Annotated in this window: 21 protein-coding genes; 11 read left to right on the top strand and 10 right to left on the bottom strand. The window is 62.0% G+C overall.

From position 1 onward, the window contains the following. Positions 1–113: 113 nt before the first annotated feature. Together glyS and glyQ are read right to left on the bottom strand one after the other, a co-directional pair. Complete coding sequence (gene glyS, locus AC3WR3_RS18855; protein ID WP_492292895.1) at positions 114–2,183, bottom strand: glycine--tRNA ligase subunit beta; 2,070 nt, start codon at positions 2,181–2,183, stop codon at positions 114–116. 9 nt (positions 2,184–2,192) lie between these two features. Next, positions 2,193–3,116, bottom strand: a complete 924-nt coding sequence (gene glyQ, locus AC3WR3_RS18850; RefSeq protein ID WP_139438622.1) for a glycine--tRNA ligase subunit alpha — start codon at positions 3,114–3,116, stop codon at positions 2,193–2,195. 188 nt (positions 3,117–3,304) lie between these two features. Here glyQ and AC3WR3_RS18845 point away from each other — a divergent pair, with 188 nt between their 5' ends. The 6 genes from AC3WR3_RS18845 to AC3WR3_RS18820 all read left to right on the top strand — a co-directional run bounded on the left by AC3WR3_RS18845 (position 3,305) and on the right by AC3WR3_RS18820 (position 6,284). Then, positions 3,305–3,874 (top strand): DNA-3-methyladenine glycosylase I, encoded by a 570-nt coding sequence (locus AC3WR3_RS18845; RefSeq protein WP_492292893.1) that lies wholly within the window; start codon positions 3,305–3,307, stop codon positions 3,872–3,874. Between the two features lie 321 nt (positions 3,875–4,195). Next, entirely contained in the window at positions 4,196–4,450 is a 255-nt protein-coding gene (locus AC3WR3_RS18840) for a hypothetical protein (RefSeq protein WP_202048031.1), read from the top strand. Between the two features lie 44 nt (positions 4,451–4,494). After that, positions 4,495–4,767, top strand: coding sequence for a hypothetical protein (locus AC3WR3_RS18835; protein WP_342059774.1), 273 nt, complete (start codon positions 4,495–4,497; stop codon positions 4,765–4,767). A gap of 82 nt (positions 4,768–4,849) precedes the next feature. After that, positions 4,850–5,104, top strand: coding sequence for a hypothetical protein (locus AC3WR3_RS18830; protein ID WP_005323912.1), 255 nt, complete (start codon positions 4,850–4,852; stop codon positions 5,102–5,104). Between the two features lie 120 nt (positions 5,105–5,224). Further along, complete coding sequence (locus AC3WR3_RS18825) at positions 5,225–5,467, top strand: hypothetical protein (RefSeq protein WP_005323913.1); 243 nt, start codon at positions 5,225–5,227, stop codon at positions 5,465–5,467. A gap of 160 nt (positions 5,468–5,627) precedes the next feature. Continuing rightward, the gene (locus AC3WR3_RS18820; protein ID WP_247627755.1) at positions 5,628–6,284 is read left to right on the top strand and encodes an OmpA family lipoprotein; all 657 of its coding nucleotides are present in this window, start codon (positions 5,628–5,630) and stop codon (positions 6,282–6,284) included. 150 nt (positions 6,285–6,434) lie between these two features. Here the strand turns inward: AC3WR3_RS18820 and AC3WR3_RS18815 are convergent, their stop codons facing one another. Together AC3WR3_RS18815 and tusA are read right to left on the bottom strand one after the other, a co-directional pair. Further along, on the bottom strand, positions 6,435–6,779 hold the full coding sequence (locus AC3WR3_RS18815; protein WP_492292890.1) for a RidA family protein: 345 nt from the start codon (positions 6,777–6,779) through the stop codon (positions 6,435–6,437). Between the two features lie 24 nt (positions 6,780–6,803). Beyond that, positions 6,804–7,049 (bottom strand): sulfurtransferase TusA, encoded by a 246-nt coding sequence (tusA, locus tag AC3WR3_RS18810; protein WP_043128975.1) that lies wholly within the window; start codon positions 7,047–7,049, stop codon positions 6,804–6,806. A 281-nt stretch (positions 7,050–7,330) separates the two neighbouring features. On the opposite strand from tusA, the gene AC3WR3_RS18805 reads away from it, so the two are divergent. Further along, complete coding sequence (locus tag AC3WR3_RS18805) at positions 7,331–7,522, top strand: hypothetical protein (RefSeq protein WP_025328793.1); 192 nt, start codon at positions 7,331–7,333, stop codon at positions 7,520–7,522. A gap of 45 nt (positions 7,523–7,567) precedes the next feature. Here AC3WR3_RS18805 and AC3WR3_RS18800 read toward each other — a convergent pair whose 3' ends face one another. The 6 genes from AC3WR3_RS18800 to AC3WR3_RS18775 all read right to left on the bottom strand — a co-directional run bounded on the left by AC3WR3_RS18800 (position 7,568) and on the right by AC3WR3_RS18775 (position 16,939). Beyond that, positions 7,568–8,824: an ABC transporter substrate-binding protein gene (locus AC3WR3_RS18800; RefSeq protein ID WP_492292887.1), complete on the bottom strand. Its 1,257-nt coding sequence runs from the start codon at positions 8,822–8,824 to the stop codon at positions 7,568–7,570. A gap of 118 nt (positions 8,825–8,942) precedes the next feature. Further along, entirely contained in the window at positions 8,943–10,388 is a 1,446-nt protein-coding gene (locus AC3WR3_RS18795) for an ATP-binding protein (protein ID WP_247627758.1), read from the bottom strand. Between the two features lie 69 nt (positions 10,389–10,457). Next, positions 10,458–11,180, bottom strand: a complete 723-nt coding sequence (locus AC3WR3_RS18790; protein ID WP_162519278.1) for a response regulator — start codon at positions 11,178–11,180, stop codon at positions 10,458–10,460. 284 nt (positions 11,181–11,464) lie between these two features. Further along, positions 11,465–12,628, bottom strand: a complete 1,164-nt coding sequence (fadA, locus tag AC3WR3_RS18785) for an acetyl-CoA C-acyltransferase FadA (RefSeq protein ID WP_492292885.1) — start codon at positions 12,626–12,628, stop codon at positions 11,465–11,467. 21 nt (positions 12,629–12,649) lie between these two features. After that, positions 12,650–14,797, bottom strand: coding sequence for a fatty acid oxidation complex subunit alpha FadB (gene fadB, locus AC3WR3_RS18780; RefSeq protein WP_492292883.1), 2,148 nt, complete (start codon positions 14,795–14,797; stop codon positions 12,650–12,652). A 204-nt stretch (positions 14,798–15,001) separates the two neighbouring features. Next, the gene (locus AC3WR3_RS18775; RefSeq protein ID WP_492292881.1) at positions 15,002–16,939 is read right to left on the bottom strand and encodes an acetoacetate--CoA ligase; all 1,938 of its coding nucleotides are present in this window, start codon (positions 16,937–16,939) and stop codon (positions 15,002–15,004) included. A gap of 196 nt (positions 16,940–17,135) precedes the next feature. Here AC3WR3_RS18775 and pepQ point away from each other — a divergent pair, with 196 nt between their 5' ends. From pepQ to hemG, 4 genes are read left to right on the top strand one after another with little or no spacing between them, the layout of a single operon-like run. Further along, positions 17,136–18,458, top strand: coding sequence for a Xaa-Pro dipeptidase (gene pepQ, locus AC3WR3_RS18770; RefSeq protein WP_492292879.1), 1,323 nt, complete (start codon positions 17,136–17,138; stop codon positions 18,456–18,458). Then, entirely contained in the window at positions 18,458–19,075 is a 618-nt protein-coding gene (locus tag AC3WR3_RS18765) for a YigZ family protein (protein WP_492292877.1), read from the top strand. Before pepQ ends, AC3WR3_RS18765 begins: the two co-directional genes overlap by 1 nt. A 36-nt stretch (positions 19,076–19,111) precedes the next feature. Next, positions 19,112–20,569, top strand: coding sequence for a TrkH family potassium uptake protein (locus AC3WR3_RS18760; RefSeq protein ID WP_139438646.1), 1,458 nt, complete (start codon positions 19,112–19,114; stop codon positions 20,567–20,569). A 7-nt stretch (positions 20,570–20,576) separates the two neighbouring features. Continuing rightward, a complete protein-coding gene (hemG, locus tag AC3WR3_RS18755; protein ID WP_161507752.1) occupies positions 20,577–21,101 on the top strand; it encodes a menaquinone-dependent protoporphyrinogen IX dehydrogenase in 525 nt (174 codons plus the stop codon). The last annotated feature ends 301 nt before the right edge of the window (positions 21,102–21,402 follow it).

Below are 21,402 nucleotides of genomic sequence, written 5' to 3'. Positions count from 1 at the left end.
TCTTCACCATTAAACCGCTTTTTTTATTAGTGAATGTTAAATATATTTGTAAGGACTCAATAAAAACGGCGCCTTTACGGCGCCGTTTTTAATATCACTCAACCCTGCCAAGATCACTGCAGCAGCGAGATATCCGCGACTTGCAGGAACAGGTTGCGCAGGTTGTTCAGCAGCGCCAGACGGTTGGCCTTGAGGGCCTCGTCGTCGGCCATCACCATCACCTCGTTGAAGAAGGTGTCGACCGGCTCGCGCAGGGCGGCCAGACGGGTGAGGGCAGCCTGGTAGTCACCGGCAGCGAACAGCGGGGCCAGTTCGCCTTGCAGTTCAGCAACCTGGGTGGCCAGCGCCTTCTCGGCGGCATCGACCAGCAGTTCCGGTTTGACGGCAGTCGGCAGTTCGCCTTCGACCTTGGCCAGAATGTTGCTCACGCGCTTGTTGGCGGCAGCCAGTGCCAGGGCGGCATCCAGAGTGCGGAAGTGGCTGACGGCCTTGACGCGACGATCGAAGTCGAGCGGACGGGTCGGGCGGCGGGCCAGTACGGCCAGCACCACGTCGGCACCTATGCCTTCGTCCTGATAGGCGGCACGGAAGCGGCCCAGCATAAAGTCGACCACGTCGGTAACGACATTCTTATTGGTAAGCTTGTCGCCGTAGACGCGTACCGCTTCTTCAACCAGTTCAACCAGATCCAGATCCAGCTGCTTCTCGGTCATGATGCGCAGGGCACCGATGGCGGCGCGACGCAGGGCGAACGGATCCTTGTCACCCTTCGGCAGCATGCCGATGCCGAAGATACCGGCCAGGGTGTCGAGCTTGTCGGCCAGCGCCACGGCGCAGGCTTCCAGAGCGGACGGCAGGGCATCACCGGCGAAGCGCGGCATGTACTGCTCGTTCAGGGCCACGGCCACCACTTCGTCTTCGCCGTCGTGACGGGCGTAGTGCATCCCCATGACACCCTGGGTGCTGGCGAACTCGCCGACCATGTTGGTCATCAGATCACACTTGGAGAGCAGACCGGCACGCTTGGCCTGAGCCACGTTGGCGCCGATGCGCTCGGCGATAAAGCCGGCGACGGTCTCGATGCGCTCGACCTTGGCACGCACGGTGCCCAGCTGTTGCTGGAACAGTACGGTCTCGAGGCGCGGCAGGCGGGAGGCCAGCGTCTGCTTGAGGTCGGTCTTGAAGAAGAACTCGGCGTCAGAGAGACGGGGACGAACCACCTTCTCGTTGCCGCTGATGATCTGGCTCGGGTCTTTGGACTCTATGTTGGTGACGAAGATGAACTTCGGCAGCAGCTTGCCGTTCTTGTCGTAGACCGGGAAGTACTTCTGGTCACCCTTCATGGTGTGAACCAGCGCTTCAGCGGGAACGGCCAGGAACTTCTCTTCGAAGTTGGCGGTCAGCACCACAGGCCACTCGACCAGTGCGGTCACTTCTTCCAGCAGGGCGTCGTCCAGATCGGCCACGCCACCGAAGGCGGCAGCGGCCGCTTCGGCGTCAGCCTTGATCTTGGCCTTGCGCGCCATGAAGTCGGCAATCACCATGCCGCGCTCCTGCAGGATCTGCGGGTACTGGCTGGCGTTGTCGATGGTGAATTCGCTCTCGCCCATGAAGCGGTGACCGCGAAGGGTGCGGGCAGAGTCGATACCCAGAATGTGGGCGGGAACCAGATCCCCATCCAGCAGCAGGGTCACGGTGAACACCGGACGCACGAACTGGATGGTCTTGTCGCCCCAGCGCATCATTTTCGGGATCGGCAGCTTGGCCAGCGCTTGGCTAACCAGCTCGCCCAGCAGATCTTTGGCCGGACGGCCTTCGACCTTGGCGGTGTGAACCAGCCACTCACCCTTGTCGGTGACCAGACGCTCGGCCTGTTCAACGGTGATGCCGTTGCCACGGGCCCAGCCTTCGGCAGCCTTGGTCGGCTTGCCGTCGGCATCGAACGCTTGAGAGACGGCCGGGCCGCGCTTCTCGACGCTCTTGCTCGGCTGTTCGCCAGCCAGCTCGCTCACCTTGAGGGCCAGACGGCGCGGGGAGGCAAACCACTCGACGTCGCCGAAGGCCAGATCGGCCTTGGTCAGTTCGCTCTTGAGGTTGTCGGCAAAGGCTTCGGCCAGGGAGCGCAGGGCTTTGGGCGGCAGCTCAGCAGTGCCGATCTCTACCAGAAATGTATGTTGTGCCATGTCCGTTCCTTAACCTTGCTTGTTCTCTGTGCGCTGACACATAGGGAAGCCCAGCGCTTCGCGGGAGGCGTAGTAGGCCTCTGCCACGGCCTTGGTCAGGGTGCGAATGCGCAGGATGTAGCGCTGACGCTCGGTGACCGAGATGGCCTTGCGGGCATCCAGCAGGTTGAAGGAGTGAGCGGCCTTGAGGATGCGCTCGTAGGCAGGCAGCGGCAGCGGTTTTTCCAGTGCCAGCAGGTGCTGGGCTTCCTTCTCGTATTGCTCGAAGCAGTGGAACAGGAACTCCACATCGGCGTGCTCGAAGTTGTAGGTGGATTGCTCCACTTCGTTCTGGTGGAAGACATCGCCGTAGGTGGTCTTGCCCAGCGGGCCGTCAGACCAGACCAGATCGTAGACGCTGTCTACGCCCTGGATGTACATGGCCAGACGCTCGAGACCGTAGGTGATCTCGCCGGTGACCGGCTTGCACTCCAGGCCGCCAACCTGCTGGAAGTAGGTGAACTGGGTCACTTCCATGCCGTTCAGCCACACTTCCCAACCCAGACCCCAGGCACCCAGGGTCGGGTTTTCCCAGTTGTCTTCCACGAAGCGGATGTCGTGGATCTCGGGATCCATGCCCAGCTCTTTCAGGGAGCCCAGATAGAGTTCCTGAATGTTGTCGGGGGAAGGCTTGATGATCACCTGGAACTGGTAGTAGTGCTGCAGGCGGTTCGGGTTCTCGCCGTAGCGGCCGTCAGTGGGACGGCGGGACGGTTGTACGTAGGCGCAGGCGATGGGCTCCGGGCCCAGGGCGCGCAGGCAGGTCATGGGGTGGGAGGTACCGGCACCCACTTCCATATCCAGCGGCTGAATGATGGTACAGCCCTGGCGGGACCAATAGTCCTGCAACTGCAGGATCAGGCCCTGAAAGGTTTTGACATCGAATTTTTGCATAGTGTTTTTCGCGCGAAATGAAATCAGAGCAAGATTTGCTGAATGTGAACCGAGGGAGTATACCGTCTGGCATGGTCGGATAATAGGCGAAATTACAGAGGATTAGTGGGGCTATGCCGCCGCTTGCCCTATGATGTCGCCGACGGAAGCGGCCTGTTGATGGCCGATGAAATGACAAGGGAGAGGAAATGGAACTGCGTTGCGCCTGGGTGACCAGAGACCCGGAATACATCGAATACCATGACAAGCAGTGGGGCAGGCCGGTCCGTGACCCGCGGGAGCTGTTTGCCAAGCTCTGCCTCGATGGCCAGCAGGCGGGGCTGTCGTGGATCACCATTCTGAAGCGCACCGAGAGCTACCATCGCGCCTATGCCGACTTCGATCCGCTGCGCATCGTGCAGTTCGACGAGCAGGATGTGGAGAGATTGATGCAAGACAGTGGCATCATCCGCAACCGGCTCAAGGTGCAGTCGATCATCAAAAACGCCCGCGCCTATCTGGCGCTGGAGGCGGAAGGCATCGACTTCGTGGAGTATCTGTGGGGCTTCGTGGGCGGCGCCCCCATCGTCAACCAGCGCCAGGGCAACGGCGACATTCCGGCGACCTCGCCGGAGTCGGATGCCATGTCCAAGGCCCTCAAGAAACGCGGCTTCACCTTCGTCGGCAGCACCATCTGTTACGCCTTCATGCAGGCGGTGGGCATGGTGAACGATCATCTGGTGACCTGCCCCTGCCACGCCGAGTGCCAGCAAGGCTAAATCGGGAGCGGAACAAGCAGGGAGGCCAACAGCCTCCCTTCTTCCTTTCTGGCCTTGGGATTAGAGGCCAGCTTGCCAGGATCTGACGCCATGGTGAGGGCGTTCACGCGGCTCGATTTTACCTCGGTCGGCAGCCTCCTCTGCCGCGCCGCCATGCGGGCGCTGGGCCTGGTAAAGGATCCTCTCGTCACCAGCCTTCGACAGGCCCCCTGCCAGCGGGGCCAGGGGACCGCTTTTCGGCGCCCGGTACAGCCGGGATACAGTCATTCCTGTTCAAGATTGCTGTATCCAAATCGAAGTCCCCATCAACGAGGCAGTCCCATGTCACTGAATTCATTTCGCCACCGCACCCTCGGCACCCTGATCCTGGCGGGTTGCTCCCTGCTGGCGACCCTGCCCGCCCAGGCGGCCGATCGTCAGGATGCCCGCGACGTGCGCCAGGAAGTCCGTCCCGAGATCCATGAGGCCAAGGTAGATTGTCGTCAGGCCAACAATAAGGACAACTACGAGTGCCGTCAGGACAAGCGTGAAGTGAAACAGGACGTGCGCGAGAAGTCCCGCGACGTCAAATACTGATCCCGCACCACAGACCTCAGCCCGATCAACCAGGGAGCCTCGTCATGAACATTTCAACTCCTCACCCGGCTCGCAGCGCCTTGCTGTCAGCCTTGCTGGTCGGCTGTACCCTGTCGGTGGCCCTGCCGGCCCAGGCAACCGAACAAGCCCAACAGCGCCGACAGGCTCGGGATCTACGCCAGGATGTCCGTCAGGAATCCCGCGAACAGAAGCGGGATTGCCGCCAGGAGGAGTTCCTGGGGAACGCCGACTGTCGCCAGGAACACCGCCACAACAAGCAAGAGGCACGCGACGTGGCTCGCGATATCAAATATTGATTCGAGAGCAGGGGCTCGCCGAACCCATCTTCCATGACGGCAGCCGAATCAGGCTGCCGTATTAACTTACATTGGAGTCCTTATGACTATTTCCGTATCCCGCCTGAGCGCCGCCCTGCTGACCGCCTGCACCCTGTTCGCCGCCGTGCCGGCTCAAGCCACTAATCAGGGTGAGCAGCGCCAGGACGCCCGCGACATCCGCCAGGACGGTCGTCAGGAATCCCGTGACGCCAAGCAGGAGTGCCGTGAGGGCCTGGTCGGCAATGCCGATTGCCGTCAGGACAACCGCGACAACAAGCAAGAGAACCGCGACGAGGCCCGCGACGTCAAATACTGATCCCGACAAGCCGCCTCCCTGTCGGGTCGCCCTGCTGGCGCCCGTCCGGCGGTTATCTTGAGCCCAATGTATAATTTAGACATCCCAAACCGGTGTATTTCATTTAGCCAAGGAGCCACCATGAAGAAGACCGTATTCGCGCTGCTTGCAGCCACCGCCTTGTTGGCTGCCCTGCCTGCACAGGCAACCAAACAGGCCCAGGAGCGTCGCGAAGCGCGCGATGTGCGTCAGGATACCCGTCAGGAATCCCGCGACGCCAAGCAGGAGTGCCGCGAAGGCCTGGTGGGCAATGCCGATTGCCGTCAGGAGCATCGCGACAACAAGCAGGAAGGGCGTGACGAGGCGCGCGACATCAAATATTGATGTCCGGCCTGCCCGGGCAGGCAGCTGCCGTTCACGGCATGACACAGGGGGGCTTTGGCCCCCTTGTTCATATCCGCAATGCGCGCGTCACACTCTGGCGCCTCTCTGGGGTAGAATGCGCGGCCATCGGCTAGAGTCGTTCTTTTTCAGAGGTTTTTTCATGCATTTCAAGAAACTGGTTCCTGCGCTTGCCCTGACCATCGCCATGACAGGCTGCACCACCAATCCCTATACCGGTGAATCCCAGACCTCCAAGGGGGCCTGGGGCGCACTGGCCGGTGCCGCCACCGGCGCTGCCGTGGGTGCGCTCTCCTCCAGCAAGGGTGATCGCAAGAAGGGGATCCTGACCGGCGTGGCCGCTGGCGCCGCCCTGGGTGGCGGTATCGGTTACTACATGGATGTGCAGGAAGCCAAGCTGCGCGAGAAGCTGCAGGGTACCGGCGTCAGCGTGACCCGCAACGGTGATCAGCTGATCCTCAACATGCCGAACAACGTCACCTTCGACAGCTCCAGCGCCCAGCTCAAAGCCGCCGGTGCCAACACCCTGTCCGGCGTGGCCATGGTGGTGGCCGAGTTCGACAAGACTCGCCTGAACGTGGTCGGTCACACCGACAGCACCGGCTCCCGCGAGCTGAACATGAAGCTCTCCGCCCAGCGTGCCGACGCCGTCGCCGCCCAGCTGATCGGTCAGGGCGTGACCGGCAGCCGCATCTCCACCAGCGGTGTGGGCCCGGATCAGCCGGTTGCCACCAACAGCACCGCCGCCGGCAAGGCCCAGAACCGTCGGGTGACCATTACCCTGACCCCGACTGCCTGAGTCGCCCGGTTGCCGGTAACGAAAAGGCCCCGCCAGCGATGGCGGGGCCTTTTGCTATGGATGCCTTGGCCGATGGTATCGGCGCTCTTTTCTCCCTTCTCCCCTCGCGGGAGAAGGGCCGGGGATGAGGGGGCAGGCATCCTGCTTTGTTTAGACGGCGGCAGTCAGCTGCACTTCCACCTTGTAGCCTTCGTGGGCCAGACAGGCCTGTACGCAGGCGCGAACGGGTGCGGTGCCAGCCGGTATCCAGGCGTCCCACTGGGCGTTGAAGGCGGCGATGTCGCCAATGTCCTTGAGATAGATGTTGGCCATCAGGATCTTGTCGACCCCGGAACCGTTGGCCTCCAGCAGGCGTTGCAGGCTGGTCAGCACTTCGCGGGTCTGCTGGTGAATGTCGGCCTCGTCGGTGGCGGGGACTTCCACCACGTAGAGGGTGCCGTTGTGGATGACAACATCAGACCAGCGGGCCGTGGTGCCGATTCGGGTAATCGTCATGGTGCGCTCCTGGGGAGAGGGGGCTTATTGACCCTTGCGGATCAGATAGCGATAGGGGGCCTGCTCTGTCTCGCTGGCGATCAGGGTGTGATCCATGAAGCGGCAGAAACTCGGGATGTCGCGGGTGGTGGAAGGATCGTCGGCACTGACCAGCAGGGTCTCGCCTTCGGCCATCAACCGCACTTTCTTGCGAACCATCATCACTGGCTCGGGGCAACGAAGCCCGATCGCGTCCAACTCATGAGTCGCGTCGCAGAATAAAGTACTCATCAATAATCAACCTTCAGCCGCACCTTCTTGCGCGCTATCGTCACGGGTTCAGGGCAACGAAGCCCGATTGCGTCCAACTCATGAGTTGCATCGCAGAATAAAGCACTCATCAATAATCAACCTTCAACCAATTCAGCTGCCAATGATACTCAAGGCGAAAAAATAATCAAACCTAAGGGTGTTCGAGCAGCATATGTAACCAAAGTGTGATCCGGCTCTATCCAGACCTTGCCCGATGAGTAATATAAAAATTGAACCATATTCAACAAGGAGGTGTGAATATGCAGGTCTCCTACGGCAGATTGCAAGCCTACGCAGGCATGGGGTTCCTGTCGTTCGCCATGATAGTGCTGGGCAGCCCGATCGGAAACACCGGCACCTGGTTCGGGTCCATGGTGATGATAGGGCTGGGGCTCTGGATCGAGCTCAGCGACTACTACGACGAGGATGAGGACGAGAACGATCAATCCTGAATCGGATGACGATTCACCCACAAAGGCGGACGATGTCCGCCTTTGTCATTTCTGCTCCGCGCCCGAGCGGGTCGAGCGCATGGCGCGCTCCAGCTGCTGCGCCGTCTGCTCCGGGTTGGCGTTGGGGTCGTTGAAGAAGCTGCTCAGCACATCCATGATCCCCTGACGCATATTGGTCGGAACCGCCATCCCCTCTGCCATGCTGGGCAGCAGGTTGTCCTGCTGCTCGGCGTGGAGGAAGTCCTGATAGGAGCGGATGGCGCAGCGATCGAACTTGCTCATGTCCGGTTTGGTGAGGGCTGGGATGGAGCCCTTCACCCGGTTGAACTCCTCCTGGAAGCGCGGTGTCATCAACAACCTGGCCAGCTCGCCCTGGGCCTGCAGCTGGGCCGGATCCCGCTGCTTGAACATGGCGATGGAGTCCAGGTTGTAGCTGAAGAGGCCTTGGCTCCCCGGGCTTGGCAGGCAGTCGATGTCCTCCCCGGGTCTGTAGTTGCCGGCGCTCAGCTCCCCCTTCACCCAGTCCCCCATGATCTGCATGGCGGCGCCGCCGCTCTCCAGCAGGTTAGTGGCCTGGTGCCACTTCAGGCCGGCGTATTTTTCCGGTACATAGGCGCGCAGCTGCTGGAATCGGGTCAGCACCCGCACCATGTCGGGGCCGGTCAGGGTGGCGCTGTCCTGCTCCAGAAAGGCCTTGCGATAGAAGGCCTTGCCCCCTTCACCTAGCGCCACCGTCTCGAACAGCACCGCGAGCTGCCAGGGTTCGTTGCCGATGGCCAGCGGGGTGACGCCCTGCGCCTTGAGCTTGTCCGCCACCACCACGAACTGGACCCAGTCGGTGGGGGGTGTCAGCCCCAGCCGCTCGAACAGCTTGCGGTTGAGCCACAGCCAGTTGACCCTGTGGATGCCGGTGGGCACCGCCATCAGGGCGCCGTTCTGGCTGAGGGTGTCACGGACCATGGGGGAGAGTTGCGGGTACCAGCCGAGGTGCTCGGCCATGGGGCTGAGGTCGCGCAGGAAACCCAGGCTGGCCCACTCGTGCAGCTCATATCCCTTGAGGTGTGCCGCCTCCGGTGGGTTGGCCGCCAGCGCCCGGCTTTTCAGCACCGTCATGGCGCTCTTGCCGCCGCCGCCCTGTACCGCGAAGTCGTTCCACTGGTTGCCCTGCTCGGCCCATTCCGACTTGAGTACCTCTACCGCCTTGGCCTCGCCGCCGGAGGTCCACCAGTGCAACACCTCCACCTGGGAGGCGCCGACGGGCAGGGAGAGCAGGGCGACAATGGCAAACGGGAGCAACTTCATACTGTGACTGCCTTGATGGAAGGAGAGTGGTCGGTGCCGACCGCACGCCATCCGTGCAACATCCCGACGGGCAGAGACAACAGGGCGATGACAGAGAACGACAACCACTTCATAAGCTTTACTGCCTTGGTAGGGAGAGGGTGGCCTGCAGGCCGCCCTGGGGGCGATTTTCTAGCACCAGATCGCCGCCGTGGGCGTGGGCTATGTTGCGGGCGATGCCAAGACCCAGCCCGGTTCCGGCAGAATCCGTGCTGAGGCGGTAGTAGGGCTCGAAGATGCGCTCGAACTGATCCTCCGGCAGGCCGGGGCCCTCGTCCATGATGAAGAGGATCAGCATCTCCTCGTCATCCATCAGGATGACGCGCACCCTATGGCCGTACTTGATGCCGTTGTCCACCAGGTTGCCGATGCAGCGCTTGAGGGCCAGCAGCTTGCCGCGATAGGGCCACTTGCAGTGCCCCTCTATGGTGAGCAGATCCTCGTGCAGGTTCATGGCCTCCGCCATCTGCTCCAGCAGGGCATTGATGTCGATGAGCTCGAGGTTCTCGTGAATGTCGGTCTCTTTCACCGTCTGCAGCGCCCCCTTCACCATCAGCTCCAGCTCGTCCAGATCCTTGTTGAACTTGGCTATCTGGGCCTCGTCGTCGAGCAGCTCGACCCGCAGCCGCAGCCGGGTGATGGGGGTCTTGAGATCGTGGGAGATGGAGCTGAACAGCCGCTCCCTGTCGTCTATGAAACGGCGGATGCGCTGCTGCATGATGTTGAAGGCACGGGTCGCCGCCACGATTTCGGAGGCACCCTCCTCCTTGAGGGAGGGCTGGTCGATGTCCTTGCCGAGGTTGACCGCCGCCTTGGCCAGCCGGCGCAGGGGGCGGGTCTGCCAGCGCACCAGCATGAAGGTGAAGAAGCAGAGGAAGACGGTCATCAGGGCGATGAAGCGCACCTGGTTGCTCGGCATGACGGTGTCATCCAGCGTCATGTAGGGGGCGGGCAGCAGGGCCGCCAGATAGAGCCACTCCCCCGGTTCTATCTCGATCTGGGTCACCAGCACCGGCGGGTTGATGGGCTCCAGCGACAGGGTGTAGCGGGCCCAGGAGGAGGGCAGATCCGCCAGCAGGGTGTCGTTGTTGAAGACGTGCAGCTCCTCCGGGCGCGAGAAGTCCACCTTGATGGCCATGGCGTCGGAGAGCTTGCGGGTCAGCACCTCCTCCACCTCCTTCAGCACCAGCGTCTTGCGCTCGCTGTCCGGGATGGCGCTGATGTGGATCTCTTCCTCGTTCAGGGAGACGAAGAAGCGGCTGCCCCCCATGTTGCGCAGCTGGTCCAGGGCGATGTGACGGTACTGCAGCGGCAGGGACTTGAAGAAGTTGACTGTGGAGGCGGCGGAGAGCGCCAGGTTGCGGGTGGTGCTGAGCATGCCCTCCAGCTCCCGCTTCTGGATCTGCTGCATCCAGATGCCGGTGAGTATGGTCTGGGAGAGCAGGATGGCGAGCAGCAACAGCAGCAGCATCCGTGACAGCAGGGAGCGGGGGATCAGTGCCTGCCAGAATCGCCGACTTCTCATGGGATTGGGTGCCTCTTGTCAGTCAGCATCTGGCCCTGCCTCTGAGCCGTGCCGCTTGCCTCTCCCCTTTCACGGGATCTCGTGTACTTCCGCGATCAGCATGTAGCCGCTGCCGCGTATGGTCTTGATGATGCGCGGACTCTTGCCGTTGTCACCCAGCTTCTGGCGCAGGCGGCTGATCTGCACGTCGATGCCGCGCTCCATGGGCAGGCTCTCGCGGCCCCGGGTGGCATCGGAGATGGTGTCCCTGTCCAGCACCACGCCGGGCTGCTGCAGGAACATGCCGAGCAGCAGGGCGTCGCTGCCGGAGAGATCCAGCAGGCTGCCGTCGTCGTGGGTCAGCTGGTGGCTCAGGGTGTCCAGGGTCCAGTCGGCGAAGCGCAGGCGGCGGCTCGGCTCCTTCTCTTTCTCCGGCTGGCGGAATTCGGCACGGCGCAGCAGCGCCTTGATGCGGGCCTGCAGCTCGCGCGGGCTGAACGGCTTGGCGATGTAGTCGTCGGCGCCGAGTTCGAGGCCGATCACCCGATCCGCCTCATCGGAGGCAGCGGTCAGCATGATGATGGGGACCTGGGAGTCGCGACGGATCTGCTGGCAGAGGGTAAAGCCGTCGTCGCCGGGCATCATGATGTCCAGAATGATGAGGTCCGGGCTGTGCTGGGCGAGTTGCTGGCGCATCTCGTCGCCTCCTGCCGCCGTCAATACCTGGAAACCCGCCCGGGTCAGGTATTCGTTGAGCAGCTCGCGGATCTCCTGATCGTCGTCGACGATAAGCAGTTGTTTGCTCGTTGACATATGTATGTGCATCCACCCATTTTTTTGTGCAGATTGAACCTGTCGGGGGAGCAAAAAGCAAGCAAGGCCCCCCTCTAATGTGAAGTTATGGGCAATATAGCCCCCGAATTGGCCCTGATCGGGATAACGGAATAAAAAAGGCCGACCCAAACGGGCCGGCCAACACGCAGATTCCGACGGCAGGAGCGCACCCCGTGTGGCGCGCTCCACAGACTCGACAACGGGCCGGACGGGCCGACCCCAACAAGACAATGGCGGCTCACGCCTGGCGTGAGCCCCCTGGATCACACCCGCTCGAACACTGTGGCTATGCCCTGACCCAGGCCGATGCACATGGTGGCGACCCCCAGGGTGGCATCCTTCTCCTCCATCAGGTTGATCAGGGTGGTGGAGATGCGGGCGCCGGAGCAGCCGAGCGGGTGACCCAGGGCGATGGCGCCGCCGTTCAGGTTCACCTTCTCGTCCACCAGATCCTGCAGACCGAGATCCTTGACGCAGGGCAGGGACTGGGCGGCGAAGGCCTCGTTCAGCTCGAACAGGTCGATGTCGCCGACGGTCAGACCGGCACGCTTGAGCGCCTTCTGGGTGGCCGGCACCGGGCCGTAACCCATGATGGCGGCGTCACAGCCGGCGATGGCCATGGCGCGCACCCTGGCGCGGGGGGTGAGTCCCAGCGCCTTGGCGCGATCCGCACTCATCACCAGCATGGCGGCGGCACCGTCGGACAGGGCCGAGGAGGTGCCGGCGGTGACGGTGCCGTTGACCGGGTCAAACACCGGGCGCAGCTGGCTCAGGGTGTCGACCGTGGTCTCCGGGCGGATCACCTCGTCGTAGTCGTAGAAGAAGCGGGCGCCGCTGGCGTCATGCCCTTCCAGCCCGACGATCTCCTTGGCAAAACGCCCTTCCACGGTGGCGGCATGGGCGCGGCGATGGGAGCGGGCGGCAAACTCGTCCTGCTGCTGACGACTGATGCCATGCAGCTTGCCGAGCATCTCGGCGGTCAGCCCCATCATGCCGGAGGCTTTGGCCACCGATTTGGCCATGCCGGGGTGGAAGTCCACCCCGTGGCTCATGGGCACGTGACCCATGTGCTCGACGCCACCGATGATGAAGATGTCCCCATCACCCACCTGGATGGCGCGGGAGGCATCGTGCAGCGCCTGCATGCTGGAGCCGCACAGGCGGTTGACGGTGACTGCCCCCACCTGCTTCGGAATGCCGGCCAGCAAGGCGGCGTTGCGGGCGATGTTGAAGCCCTGCTCCAGGGTCTGCTGCACGCAGCCCCAGTAGATATCCTCGATCTCGTTCGGGTCTAGGTTGGGGTTGCGCAGCAGGATGGAGCTCATCAGGTGCGCGGACAGATCTTCTGCACGCACGTTGCGGAAGGCGCCGCCCTTGGACCGGCCCATGGGGGTCCGGATACAGTCGACAATGACTACGTCTTTCATGAATGGATCTCCTTTCCGCAATCAGTAGAAGGTTTTGCCCTGGGCGGCCATCTCGCGCAGCTTGTCGCTGACGCGGTAGAGCGGGCCCAGATCGGCATACTGGTCGGCCATGGCCACGTAGCGATCCAGACCTATGGTGTCCAGATAGCGGAACACGCCACCGCGGAAGGGAGGGAAGCCCAGACCGTAGACCAGCGCGATGTCGGCTTCGGCTGGCGTGGCAACTATGCCCTCTTCCAGACAGAGCACCACCTCGTTGATCATGGGGATCATCATGCGAGCTATGATGGCGTCCTTGTCGAACTCCTGCTTCGCCTTGGCGATGGGGGCCAGCAGCTCGTAGCTAGCTGCGTCGGCCACCTTCTTCGGCTTGCCCTTCTTGTCCTGCTCGTAGGCGTAGAAACCCTTGCCATTCTTCTGACCGAAACGGCTCACCTCATACATCACGTCGATGGCGGTGCGCCCTTCCTTGCTCATGCGCGCCGGGAAGCCTTGGGCCATGACGTCACCGGCATGGTGACCTGTGTCGATGCCGACCACGTCCAGCAGGTAGGCGGGGCCCATGGGCCAGCCAAACTCCTTCTCCATCACCTTGTCGACGGCGGCGAAGTCGGCGCCATCGGCGACCAGCTTGTTGAAGCCGAAGAAGTAGGGGAACAGCACGCGGTTGACGAAGAAGCCCGGGCAGTCGTTGACCACCACAGGGGACTTGCCCATGGCGGCGGCGTAGGCCACCACGCGGTTGATGGTGTCGTCCGACGTCTGCTCGCCGCGGATGATCTCTACCAGGGGCATGCGGTGCACCGGGTTGAAGAAGTGCATGCCGCAGAAGTTCTCGGGGCGCTTCAGTCCCTTGGCCAGCAGGGAGATGGGGATGGTGGAGGTGTTGCTGGCGAGCACGGCGTCGTCACCGATAATGCCTTCCACTTCGCCCAGTACGGCGGCCTTCACCTTGGGATTCTCGACCACGGCTTCGACCACCACGTCCACATGCTTGACGTTGTCATAGCTGAGGGTCGGGGTGATGGCGGAGAGCACCTGGCCCATCTTGATGCCGTCGATGCGACCGCGCTCGAGCTGGCCGTTGAGCAGCTTGGTGGCCTCGCCCATGCCAAGCGCCAGCGCCTTCTCGTTGATGTCCTTCATCACCGCCGGGATGCCCTTGCTGGCAGACTGGTAGGCGATGCCGCCACCCATGATGCCGGCGCCCAGCACTGCGGCGTGGCCAGTGGCCTTGTTCGCCTGCTTGGCGGCTTTCTTGGCCAGCGCCTTGATGTGCTGATCGTTCAGGAAGATGCCGACCAGCGCCTTGGCCACGTCGGTCTTGGCCAGCTTGATGAAACCTTGCGCCTCGACGTTGAGCGCCTCGTCGCGGCTCATGCCGGCGGCGGCCTCGACGGTTTTGACTGCGGTCATGGGCGCCGGGTAGTGTTTTCCGGCCACGGCGGCAACCATGCCGGCGGCTGTGGTGAAGCTCATCATGGCTTCCAGCTTGGAGAGGCGCAGCGGTGCCTTCTTGGCGGCGCGACGGCTCTGCCAGTCCAGCTTGCCCGCGATGGCGTCTCTCATCATCTGCACGGCGGCGCTCTGCAGCGCTGCGGGGGCGACCACGGCGTCGATGGCACCCACTTTGAGGGCGTCATCGGCACGGTAATCCTTGCCTGTGGTGATCCACTCCAGGGCGTTGTCGGCGCCGATGAGGCGCGGCAGACGGACTGTGCCGCCAAAGCCCGGCATGATGCCGAGCTTGGTCTCGGGCAGGCCTATCTTGGCGCTGGTGTCAGCCAGACGGAAATCGGTGGAGAGTATGGTCTCGCAGCCGCCGCCCAGGGCGTGGCCCTTGATGGCGGACAGGGTCGGCACCGGCAGATCTTCGATGGCGCTGAAGATGTCGTTGGCCTTTTTCAGCCAGCCGAGCAGATCTTCTTGCGGCAGGCTGAACAGTTCCAGGAATTCGGTGATGTCGGCGCCGACGATAAAGGCGTCTTTGCCGGAGGTGAGGATCAGACCCTTCAAATCGGCTTGTTGCTTTAATGCGGCGATCGCTTCGCTCAGCGAGAGCAGGGTAGCGCGATCCAGCTTGTTGACTGAACCCGGGGCATCAAACCTCAGCTCGGCAATGCCGTCTTCGAGGTAGCTGACCGACAGGGTTTCGCCTTGGTAGATCATGAGAGTGTCTCCTTGTTCCCACGCGGTGGGGGGCTTTGCTCCTTTCTCCCCAGCAGGGGGCGAGGCTCACTATTGATCCAAAAGGAGACATTTTCAACACCTATTTAAAACATTTGTTTAACAGATCTCGAGTAAAAGCTCCTCATCACAAAACGGGCAAAAGAGAGGCGCCTTGCGGCGCCTGCTCTGGATATGAGTCGTTTATCAACTGGCCAGCTCCGGCCTGTCGCGATACTGGTTCAGCACCTCGGGGTCGGCGAGGGCATGGGTGTTGTTGACGGGCCTGTTGTGCACCACCTCCCGCACCGCCAGCTCGACTATCTTGCCGGACTTGGTACGGGGAATGGCATCCACCTGCAGTATGCGGGCGGGTACGTGGCGGGCGGTGCAGTGCCGTTTGATCTGCTGGCGGATCCGCTCGCGCAGCGGCTCGTCCAGCTTGCAGCCTGCCTTGAGCTTGACGAACAGCACTACCCGCTCGTCCTGCTGCCACTGCTGGCCGATGACGATGCTCTCCTCCACCTCGTCGAGCTGCTCCACGTAGCGGTAGATCTCGCTGGTGCCGATGCGCACCCCCCCCGGGTTGAGGGTGGCGTCGGAGCGGCCATAGAAGAGGATGCCGCCGGTCGGGGTCAGCTCAATCCAGTCGCCGTGGCACCAGATGTTGTCAAAGCGCTCGAAGTAGGCGGCGTGGTACTTGTCGCCGTTCTCGTCGGCCCAGAAGTAGATGGGCTGGGCCGGGAAGGGCTTGGTGCAGACCAGCTCGCCCTTCTCCCCCTGCACCGGCTGGCCGGCCTCGTTGAACACCTGCACCGCGAGGCCAAGGCCGCGCCCCTGGCTCTCGCCGCGATAGACGGGGCTCAAGGGGTTGCCGATGACGAAGCAGGAGCAGATGTCGGTGCCGCCTGAGATGGAGCTGAGCTGTACATCTGTCTTGATCTGCTGATAGACGTAGTCAAACCCCTCCGGCGACAGCACGGAGCCCGTGCTGCAGATCAGCCGCAAGTGTGGCAAGTCGTGGGTGTTGATGGGGGCATAACCCTGCTTGTGCAGGGCATCGAGATACTTGGCGGAGGTGCCGAACAGGCTGACCTCTTCGTCACGGGCGAGATCCCAGAGCACGTTGCCGTCCGGGTAAAACGGCGAGCCGTCGTAGAGCACCAGGGTGGCGCCGGAGGCGAGGGCGCTCACCAGCCAGTTCCACATCATCCAGCCGCAGGTGGTGAAGTAGAAGATCCGCTCCCCTGGCTTGATGTCGCAGTGCAGCTGGTGCTCTTTCAGGTGCTGCAGCAGGGTGCCGCCTATGCCGTGGACTATGCACTTGGGTTTGCCGGTGGTGCCGGACGAATAGAGGATGTAGAGCGGGTCGTTGAAGGCCATGGGCTCGAAGGCGAGCTGGGCCCCGGGCTGACTGGCCAGCACCTGATGCCAGTCGTGACCGAGTTGCAGCGGGTTGCCCAGCAGGGGGATCACCACAGTCTGCTCTATGCTGTCTAACTGGCTCACCACGCTGGCGACCTTGGTCTGAATGTCGATGGCCTTGCCGCCATAGCGATAGCCGTCCACCGAAAACAGCACCCTGGGCCGGGTCTGGCCGAAGCGCTCCACCACGCTGGCTTCGCCGAAGTCGGGGCTGGTGGAGGTCCAGATAGCACCCAGGCTGGTGGTGGCCAGCATGGCAACGACGGTTTCCGGAATATTGGGCAGATAGGCCGCCACCACGTCGCCCCGGCCTATGCCCTGGCCGCGCAGCCACTGAGCCAGCCGGGCGACCTGATCTGCCAGCTCGCGCCAGCTCAAGGTCTGGCTTGGGCTACCTTCGATGCGGGAGATGATGGCCGGGCTCTCGTCCTGGCGGCGCAGCAGGTTCTCGGCGAAGTTGAGCCGGCTGTCGGGGAACCAGCGGGCGCGCTGCATATCCTGGCGGTTCTCCGCCACTATGTCGCCCAGCTCTCCCTTGACACCGCAGTGCTGCCACACCAGTGGCCAGAAACGGGTGGTCTTCTCCACCGACCATTGATAGAGGTCGGCGTAGCTGCGCAGTTGCAGGCCGTGGAAGTGGTTGACCTCGGCCATGAACTGGTGGAGGTTGGAGTGCTGCATCCTGTCCTGATCCGGTGTCCACAGACAAAGGTTTTGCATGAATCGTTCCTGACTGCTGATATCTACTGTCTATCGGCAGTGTATTGAATTGTTCTTTATTTGTTAATCGCAGGTTTTCGTTTCATAACAAAAACCCCCTGACCCATGCGTTACCTCACGAAGCGGCAGCCTGACGGCTCGAGCCCTGATTCGCTTGATGTTATGCTGAAGTCACATTTGCCCGGAGCAGGACGCCATGAGCAGTTACAGTCAACTTTTTGCCCAGCATCTCGACACCCTGCAGCAGCGCACCCGCGACATACTGCAACAGCAGGGGCTCAGCGGACTGGCCATTCATTCAGGCCAGACTCACCGCATCTTCCTCGACGACCAGGATTACCCCTTCAAGGTCAATCCTCACTTCAAGGCCTGGTTGCCGGTACTGGACAATCCCCACTGCTGGTTGCTGGTGGACGGGGTGAGCAAGCCGGTGCTGCTGTTCTACCGGCCGGTGGACTTCTGGCACAAGGTGGCGGATCTGCCCAATGCCTTCTGGGTCGATTTCTTCGACATCCGCTTCCTGACCAGGCCGGAACAGGTGGCGGAGCACTTGCCAGCCGACAAGCAGGAGTGGGCCTATCTGGGTGGTCATCTCGAGGTGGCCCAGCTGGTGGGATTGGGGCAGCCCAATCCGGAGGCTGTGCTCAATTACCTGCACTACCACCGTGCCTACAAGACGCCCTATGAGCTGGAGTGTCTGCGGGCGGCGAATCGACTCGGGGTGCGTGGCCACATCGCGGCCAAGGACTCCTTCATGGCGGGGGCGAGCGAGTTCGAGATCAACCTCGCCTACATGAAGGCGGTCGGGCAGGGGGCCAATGAGGGGCCTTACGGCAACATAGTCGCCATCAACCGCAACGCGGCCATCCTTCATTACACCCATCTGTCGACCCAGCGGGTGCCGGATGCGGAGCGCCACTCCTTCCTCATCGATGCCGGGGCGGATTATCACGGCTATGCCTCCGACATCACCCGCACCTGGGCCTGGCGTCGGGGCGAGTTTGCCGATCTCATCGCGGCGCTGGATGCGCAGCAGCAGGAGATCATCGCGGAGATCAAACCCGGCCGCCGTTACAGCGAGCTGCACCTGCAGATGCACCACAGACTGGCGCGCTTGCTGCAGGCCACCGAGCTGGTGGACATGTCGGTGGACGAGATGATCCACACCGGGGTGACCAATGTGTTCTTCCCCCATGGCCTCGGCCACTTCCTCGGCCTGCAGGTGCACGATGCCGGTGGCTTCATGCAGGACGAGCGGGGTACCCATCTGGCGGCGCCCGAGCAGTTCCCCTACCTGCGCTGTACCCGGGTGATGGAGGTGGGGCAGGTGTTCACCATAGAACCCGGCCTCTACTTCATCGACAGCCTGCTGGAGCCGCTACGCCGCGGCGAGCAGGGCAAACGGGTCAACTGGAACAAGGTCGAGGCGCTGCGCCCCTTCGGTGGCATCCGGATCGAGGACAACGTGGTTCTGCATGGGGACGGGGTGGAGAACCTCACCAGGCAAGCAGGGCTCTGATGGCCGCAGACTATGCCATACCGGCTGCGCCGCTGGAGCTTTGCGAGGAGATCAAGAAGAGTCGCTTCATCACCCTGATTGCCCATGCGCCGACGGTCGAGGCCGCCAAGGCCTGGATCGCCGAGGTGAAGCGGCAGCACCCGACGGCCCGGCACCATTGCTGGGCCTTCGTCGCCGGGGCGCCGCAAGACAGCCAGGTCTATGGCTTCAGCGATGACGGCGAACCCTCGGGCACAGCCGGCAAGCCCATGCTGGCCCAGCTGATGGGGGCCGGTATCGGCGAGGTCGTGGCCGTGGTGGTGCGCTACTACGGTGGCGTCCTGCTCGGGACCGGCGGCCTGGTCAGGGCCTATGGCGGCGGGGTAGGGGCGGCGCTCAAGCGGCTCGAGACCCGCATCAAGCGCCAGCAAACTCCTTCCCTTATCTGCTGCGACTATGGCGACATGGGGGTGGTGGAAGCCCTGATCTCGACCCATCAGGGCCAGTTGCTGGCCGCCGATTATGGTCAGCAGGTTCGTCTGCAGGTGGCCTGGGATGCGGTCATCTGGAGTCAGGTGGATCAGGAAATGACAGACCGAACCCATGGCCGGGTATCTCTTCGCCCCTTAGATGGCTAGAATCCATCGCTCTTTTAGCCTGAAGGGGGAGCCGGAATGCAGATTCTGAGCATCATTCGTATCGTCGGTCTCTTGGTCGCGCTGTTCAGCTCGACCATGCTGCTGCCAGCGATGGTTGCTTTTGGGTATCGCGATGGGGGCGGTGCCGAGTTTGTGAACTCCTTCTTCATCGCCCTCCTGCTCGGCACCCTGCTCTGGTTCCCCAATCGCCATCATAAGAAAGACCTCAGATCCAAGGAGGGTTTCCTCATAGTGGTGCTGTTCTGGGTGGTGCTGGGCAGTGTGGGGGCCGTCCCCTTCATCATCAGCGACGTGCCGAACATGTCGGTCTCCGAGGCCTTCTTCGAATCATTCTCCGGCCTGACGACCACGGGGGCGACAGTGCTGACCGGGCTGGACAGCCTGCCCAAGGCCTTTTTGTTCTACCGCCAGCTGCTGCAATGGCTGGGGGGCATGGGGATCATAGTGCTGGCGGTGGCCGTGCTGCCCTTGCTGGGCATCGGGGGAATGCAGCTCTATCGCGCCGAGATCCCGGGGCCGGTCAAGGACAACAAGGTGACCCCACGCATCGCCGAGACGGCCAAGGCGCTCTGGTTCATCTACCTGTTGCTGACCACCCTCTGTGCCCTGGCTTACTGGATGGCGGGAATGACGCTGTTCGATGCCATCTGCCACTCCTTCTCCACCCTGTCGGTGGGCGGCTTCTCGACCCACGATGCCAGCATAGGTTTCTTCAACAGCCCGGCCATCAACCTGATCACTGTGCTGTTCTTGCTGCTGGCCAGCGTCAACTTCGCCCTGCATTTCATGGTGTTCGCCCACAAGCCAGTGCGATTGAGCAGCTATCTTCGGGACTCCGAATTGAAGGTGTTCCTGGGGATCCAGGGTGTGCTGGTGCTGATCTGTTTCGTCTCCCTGCTGTTCCACGGTCACTACGCCACCTGGCAGGAGGCGCTCAACCACGGCCTGTTCCAGGCGGTCTCCCTTGGCACGACCACGGGCTACAGCACGACCAGCTATGCCGACTGGCCCTCCTTCCTGCCGATGTTGCTGATGTTCTCGGCCTTTATTGGCTGCTGTGCCGGCAGCACGGGGGGGGGCATCAAGGTGATGCGCTTCATGATCCTCTTCCTGCAGGGGATGCGCGAGCTCAAGCGGCTGGTGCACCCGCGGGCCATCTATACCCTGAAGCTGGGGCGGCGCGCGGTGCCGGAGCGGATCGTCGAGGCGGTGTGGGGCTACTTCGCCACCTACATCATCCTGTTCTTCATCTTCATGCTGCTGTTGCTGATGACAGGGTTGAACGAGGTGACCGCGTTTACGGCTGTGGCGGCCGCCTTCACCAACGTGGGGCCCGGGTTGGGTGAGGTCTCCAGCAACTTTGGCAATATCTCGGCGACGGCACAGTGGATCCTGGTGGTCGCCATGCTGTTTGGCCGATTGGAAATATTCACACTTCTGGTACTGTTTACTCCTGCATTCTGGCGTAGTTGAGGTTGGTATGGACAAGATTTTGGTGCTTTATTCTTCCCGGGACGGGCAAACGCGGAAAATTGTGGATGTCATGCTGGAGGAGATATCAGGATGTGAAGTGGTGATGCAGGATCTGCACACCCTGCCGATGTGCAACCTTAGCAAATATGCCAAGGTATTGATCGGTGCCTCCATCCGCTATGGCAACTTCCACCCCAGTCTGCTCAGCTTTATTCATGCTCACCATGAACAGCTGGAAGTGGCCAACGCCGCCTTCTTCTGTGTCAACCTGACGGCGCGCAAGCCCGAGAAGCAGACACCACAGACCAATGCCTATATGAAGAAGTTTCTGCGTCTCTCGCCGTGGAAGCCGAAAACGCTGGGGGTGTTTGCCGGTGCGCTGCGATACTCCCGCTACAACTGGTGGCAGACCCGCATCATCCAGCTGATCATGACGATCACCGGTGGCAGTACGGATACCAGCCAGGACATCGAATTCACCGACTGGGAAAAGGTACGCGCCTTTGCCCGGGAGTTCTGGTCAAAAAGGTAGCAAATCCGAACCCTTGCTCGTTGACGCCCCGCTTATGCGGGGCGTTTTGTTTGATAAATAGGCGTTTGAACCACCAAACAGCAAAAAGTGCCATTTTTTGCTGTTTTACCCTTGTCATCCCGGCGCGGCTCCCTATAATGCGCCCCTACCAGCACGGCGGAACACGCCAAACTGATGAGCCAGCTTCCTTGCGAGGTGGGCGCAGAAAGAAAAGCGAAAACAATCGCTTGACTTTCGAAGTGAGGAGCGTAAGATGCGCCTCCTCAACGCGATAAGCGTGACGCTCTTTAACAATTTGAAT

It is taken from the genome of Aeromonas sp. EU05-FHT14A05 (genome assembly GCF_058791175.1).
The sequence above is the reverse complement of the archived record's forward strand: the minus strand, read 5'-3'. Positions and strand labels throughout refer to the sequence as shown.

Coding starts and splice junctions, on each gene's coding strand:
- glyS (WP_492292895.1), bottom strand. CDS start 2,183: ATGGCACAACATACATTTCTGGTAGAGATCGGCACTGCTGAGCTGCCG.
- glyQ (WP_139438622.1), bottom strand. CDS start 3,116: ATGCAAAAATTCGATGTCAAAACCTTTCAGGGCCTGATCCTGCAGTTG.
- AC3WR3_RS18845 (WP_492292893.1), top strand. CDS start 3,305: ATGGAACTGCGTTGCGCCTGGGTGACCAGAGACCCGGAATACATCGAA.
- AC3WR3_RS18840 (WP_202048031.1), top strand. CDS start 4,196: ATGTCACTGAATTCATTTCGCCACCGCACCCTCGGCACCCTGATCCTG.
- AC3WR3_RS18835 (WP_342059774.1), top strand. CDS start 4,495: ATGAACATTTCAACTCCTCACCCGGCTCGCAGCGCCTTGCTGTCAGCC.
- AC3WR3_RS18830 (WP_005323912.1), top strand. CDS start 4,850: ATGACTATTTCCGTATCCCGCCTGAGCGCCGCCCTGCTGACCGCCTGC.
- AC3WR3_RS18825 (WP_005323913.1), top strand. CDS start 5,225: ATGAAGAAGACCGTATTCGCGCTGCTTGCAGCCACCGCCTTGTTGGCT.
- AC3WR3_RS18820 (WP_247627755.1), top strand. CDS start 5,628: ATGCATTTCAAGAAACTGGTTCCTGCGCTTGCCCTGACCATCGCCATG.
- AC3WR3_RS18815 (WP_492292890.1), bottom strand. CDS start 6,779: ATGACGATTACCCGAATCGGCACCACGGCCCGCTGGTCTGATGTTGTC.
- tusA (WP_043128975.1), bottom strand. CDS start 7,049: ATGAGTACTTTATTCTGCGACGCGACTCATGAGTTGGACGCGATCGGG.
- AC3WR3_RS18805 (WP_025328793.1), top strand. CDS start 7,331: ATGCAGGTCTCCTACGGCAGATTGCAAGCCTACGCAGGCATGGGGTTC.
- AC3WR3_RS18800 (WP_492292887.1), bottom strand. CDS start 8,824: ATGAAGTTGCTCCCGTTTGCCATTGTCGCCCTGCTCTCCCTGCCCGTC.
- AC3WR3_RS18795 (WP_247627758.1), bottom strand. CDS start 10,388: ATGAGAAGTCGGCGATTCTGGCAGGCACTGATCCCCCGCTCCCTGCTG.
- AC3WR3_RS18790 (WP_162519278.1), bottom strand. CDS start 11,180: ATGTCAACGAGCAAACAACTGCTTATCGTCGACGACGATCAGGAGATC.
- fadA (WP_492292885.1), bottom strand. CDS start 12,628: ATGAAAGACGTAGTCATTGTCGACTGTATCCGGACCCCCATGGGCCGG.
- fadB (WP_492292883.1), bottom strand. CDS start 14,797: ATGATCTACCAAGGCGAAACCCTGTCGGTCAGCTACCTCGAAGACGGC.
- AC3WR3_RS18775 (WP_492292881.1), bottom strand. CDS start 16,939: ATGCAAAACCTTTGTCTGTGGACACCGGATCAGGACAGGATGCAGCAC.
- pepQ (WP_492292879.1), top strand. CDS start 17,136: ATGAGCAGTTACAGTCAACTTTTTGCCCAGCATCTCGACACCCTGCAG.
- AC3WR3_RS18765 (WP_492292877.1), top strand. CDS start 18,458: ATGGCCGCAGACTATGCCATACCGGCTGCGCCGCTGGAGCTTTGCGAG.
- AC3WR3_RS18760 (WP_139438646.1), top strand. CDS start 19,112: ATGCAGATTCTGAGCATCATTCGTATCGTCGGTCTCTTGGTCGCGCTG.
- hemG (WP_161507752.1), top strand. CDS start 20,577: ATGGACAAGATTTTGGTGCTTTATTCTTCCCGGGACGGGCAAACGCGG.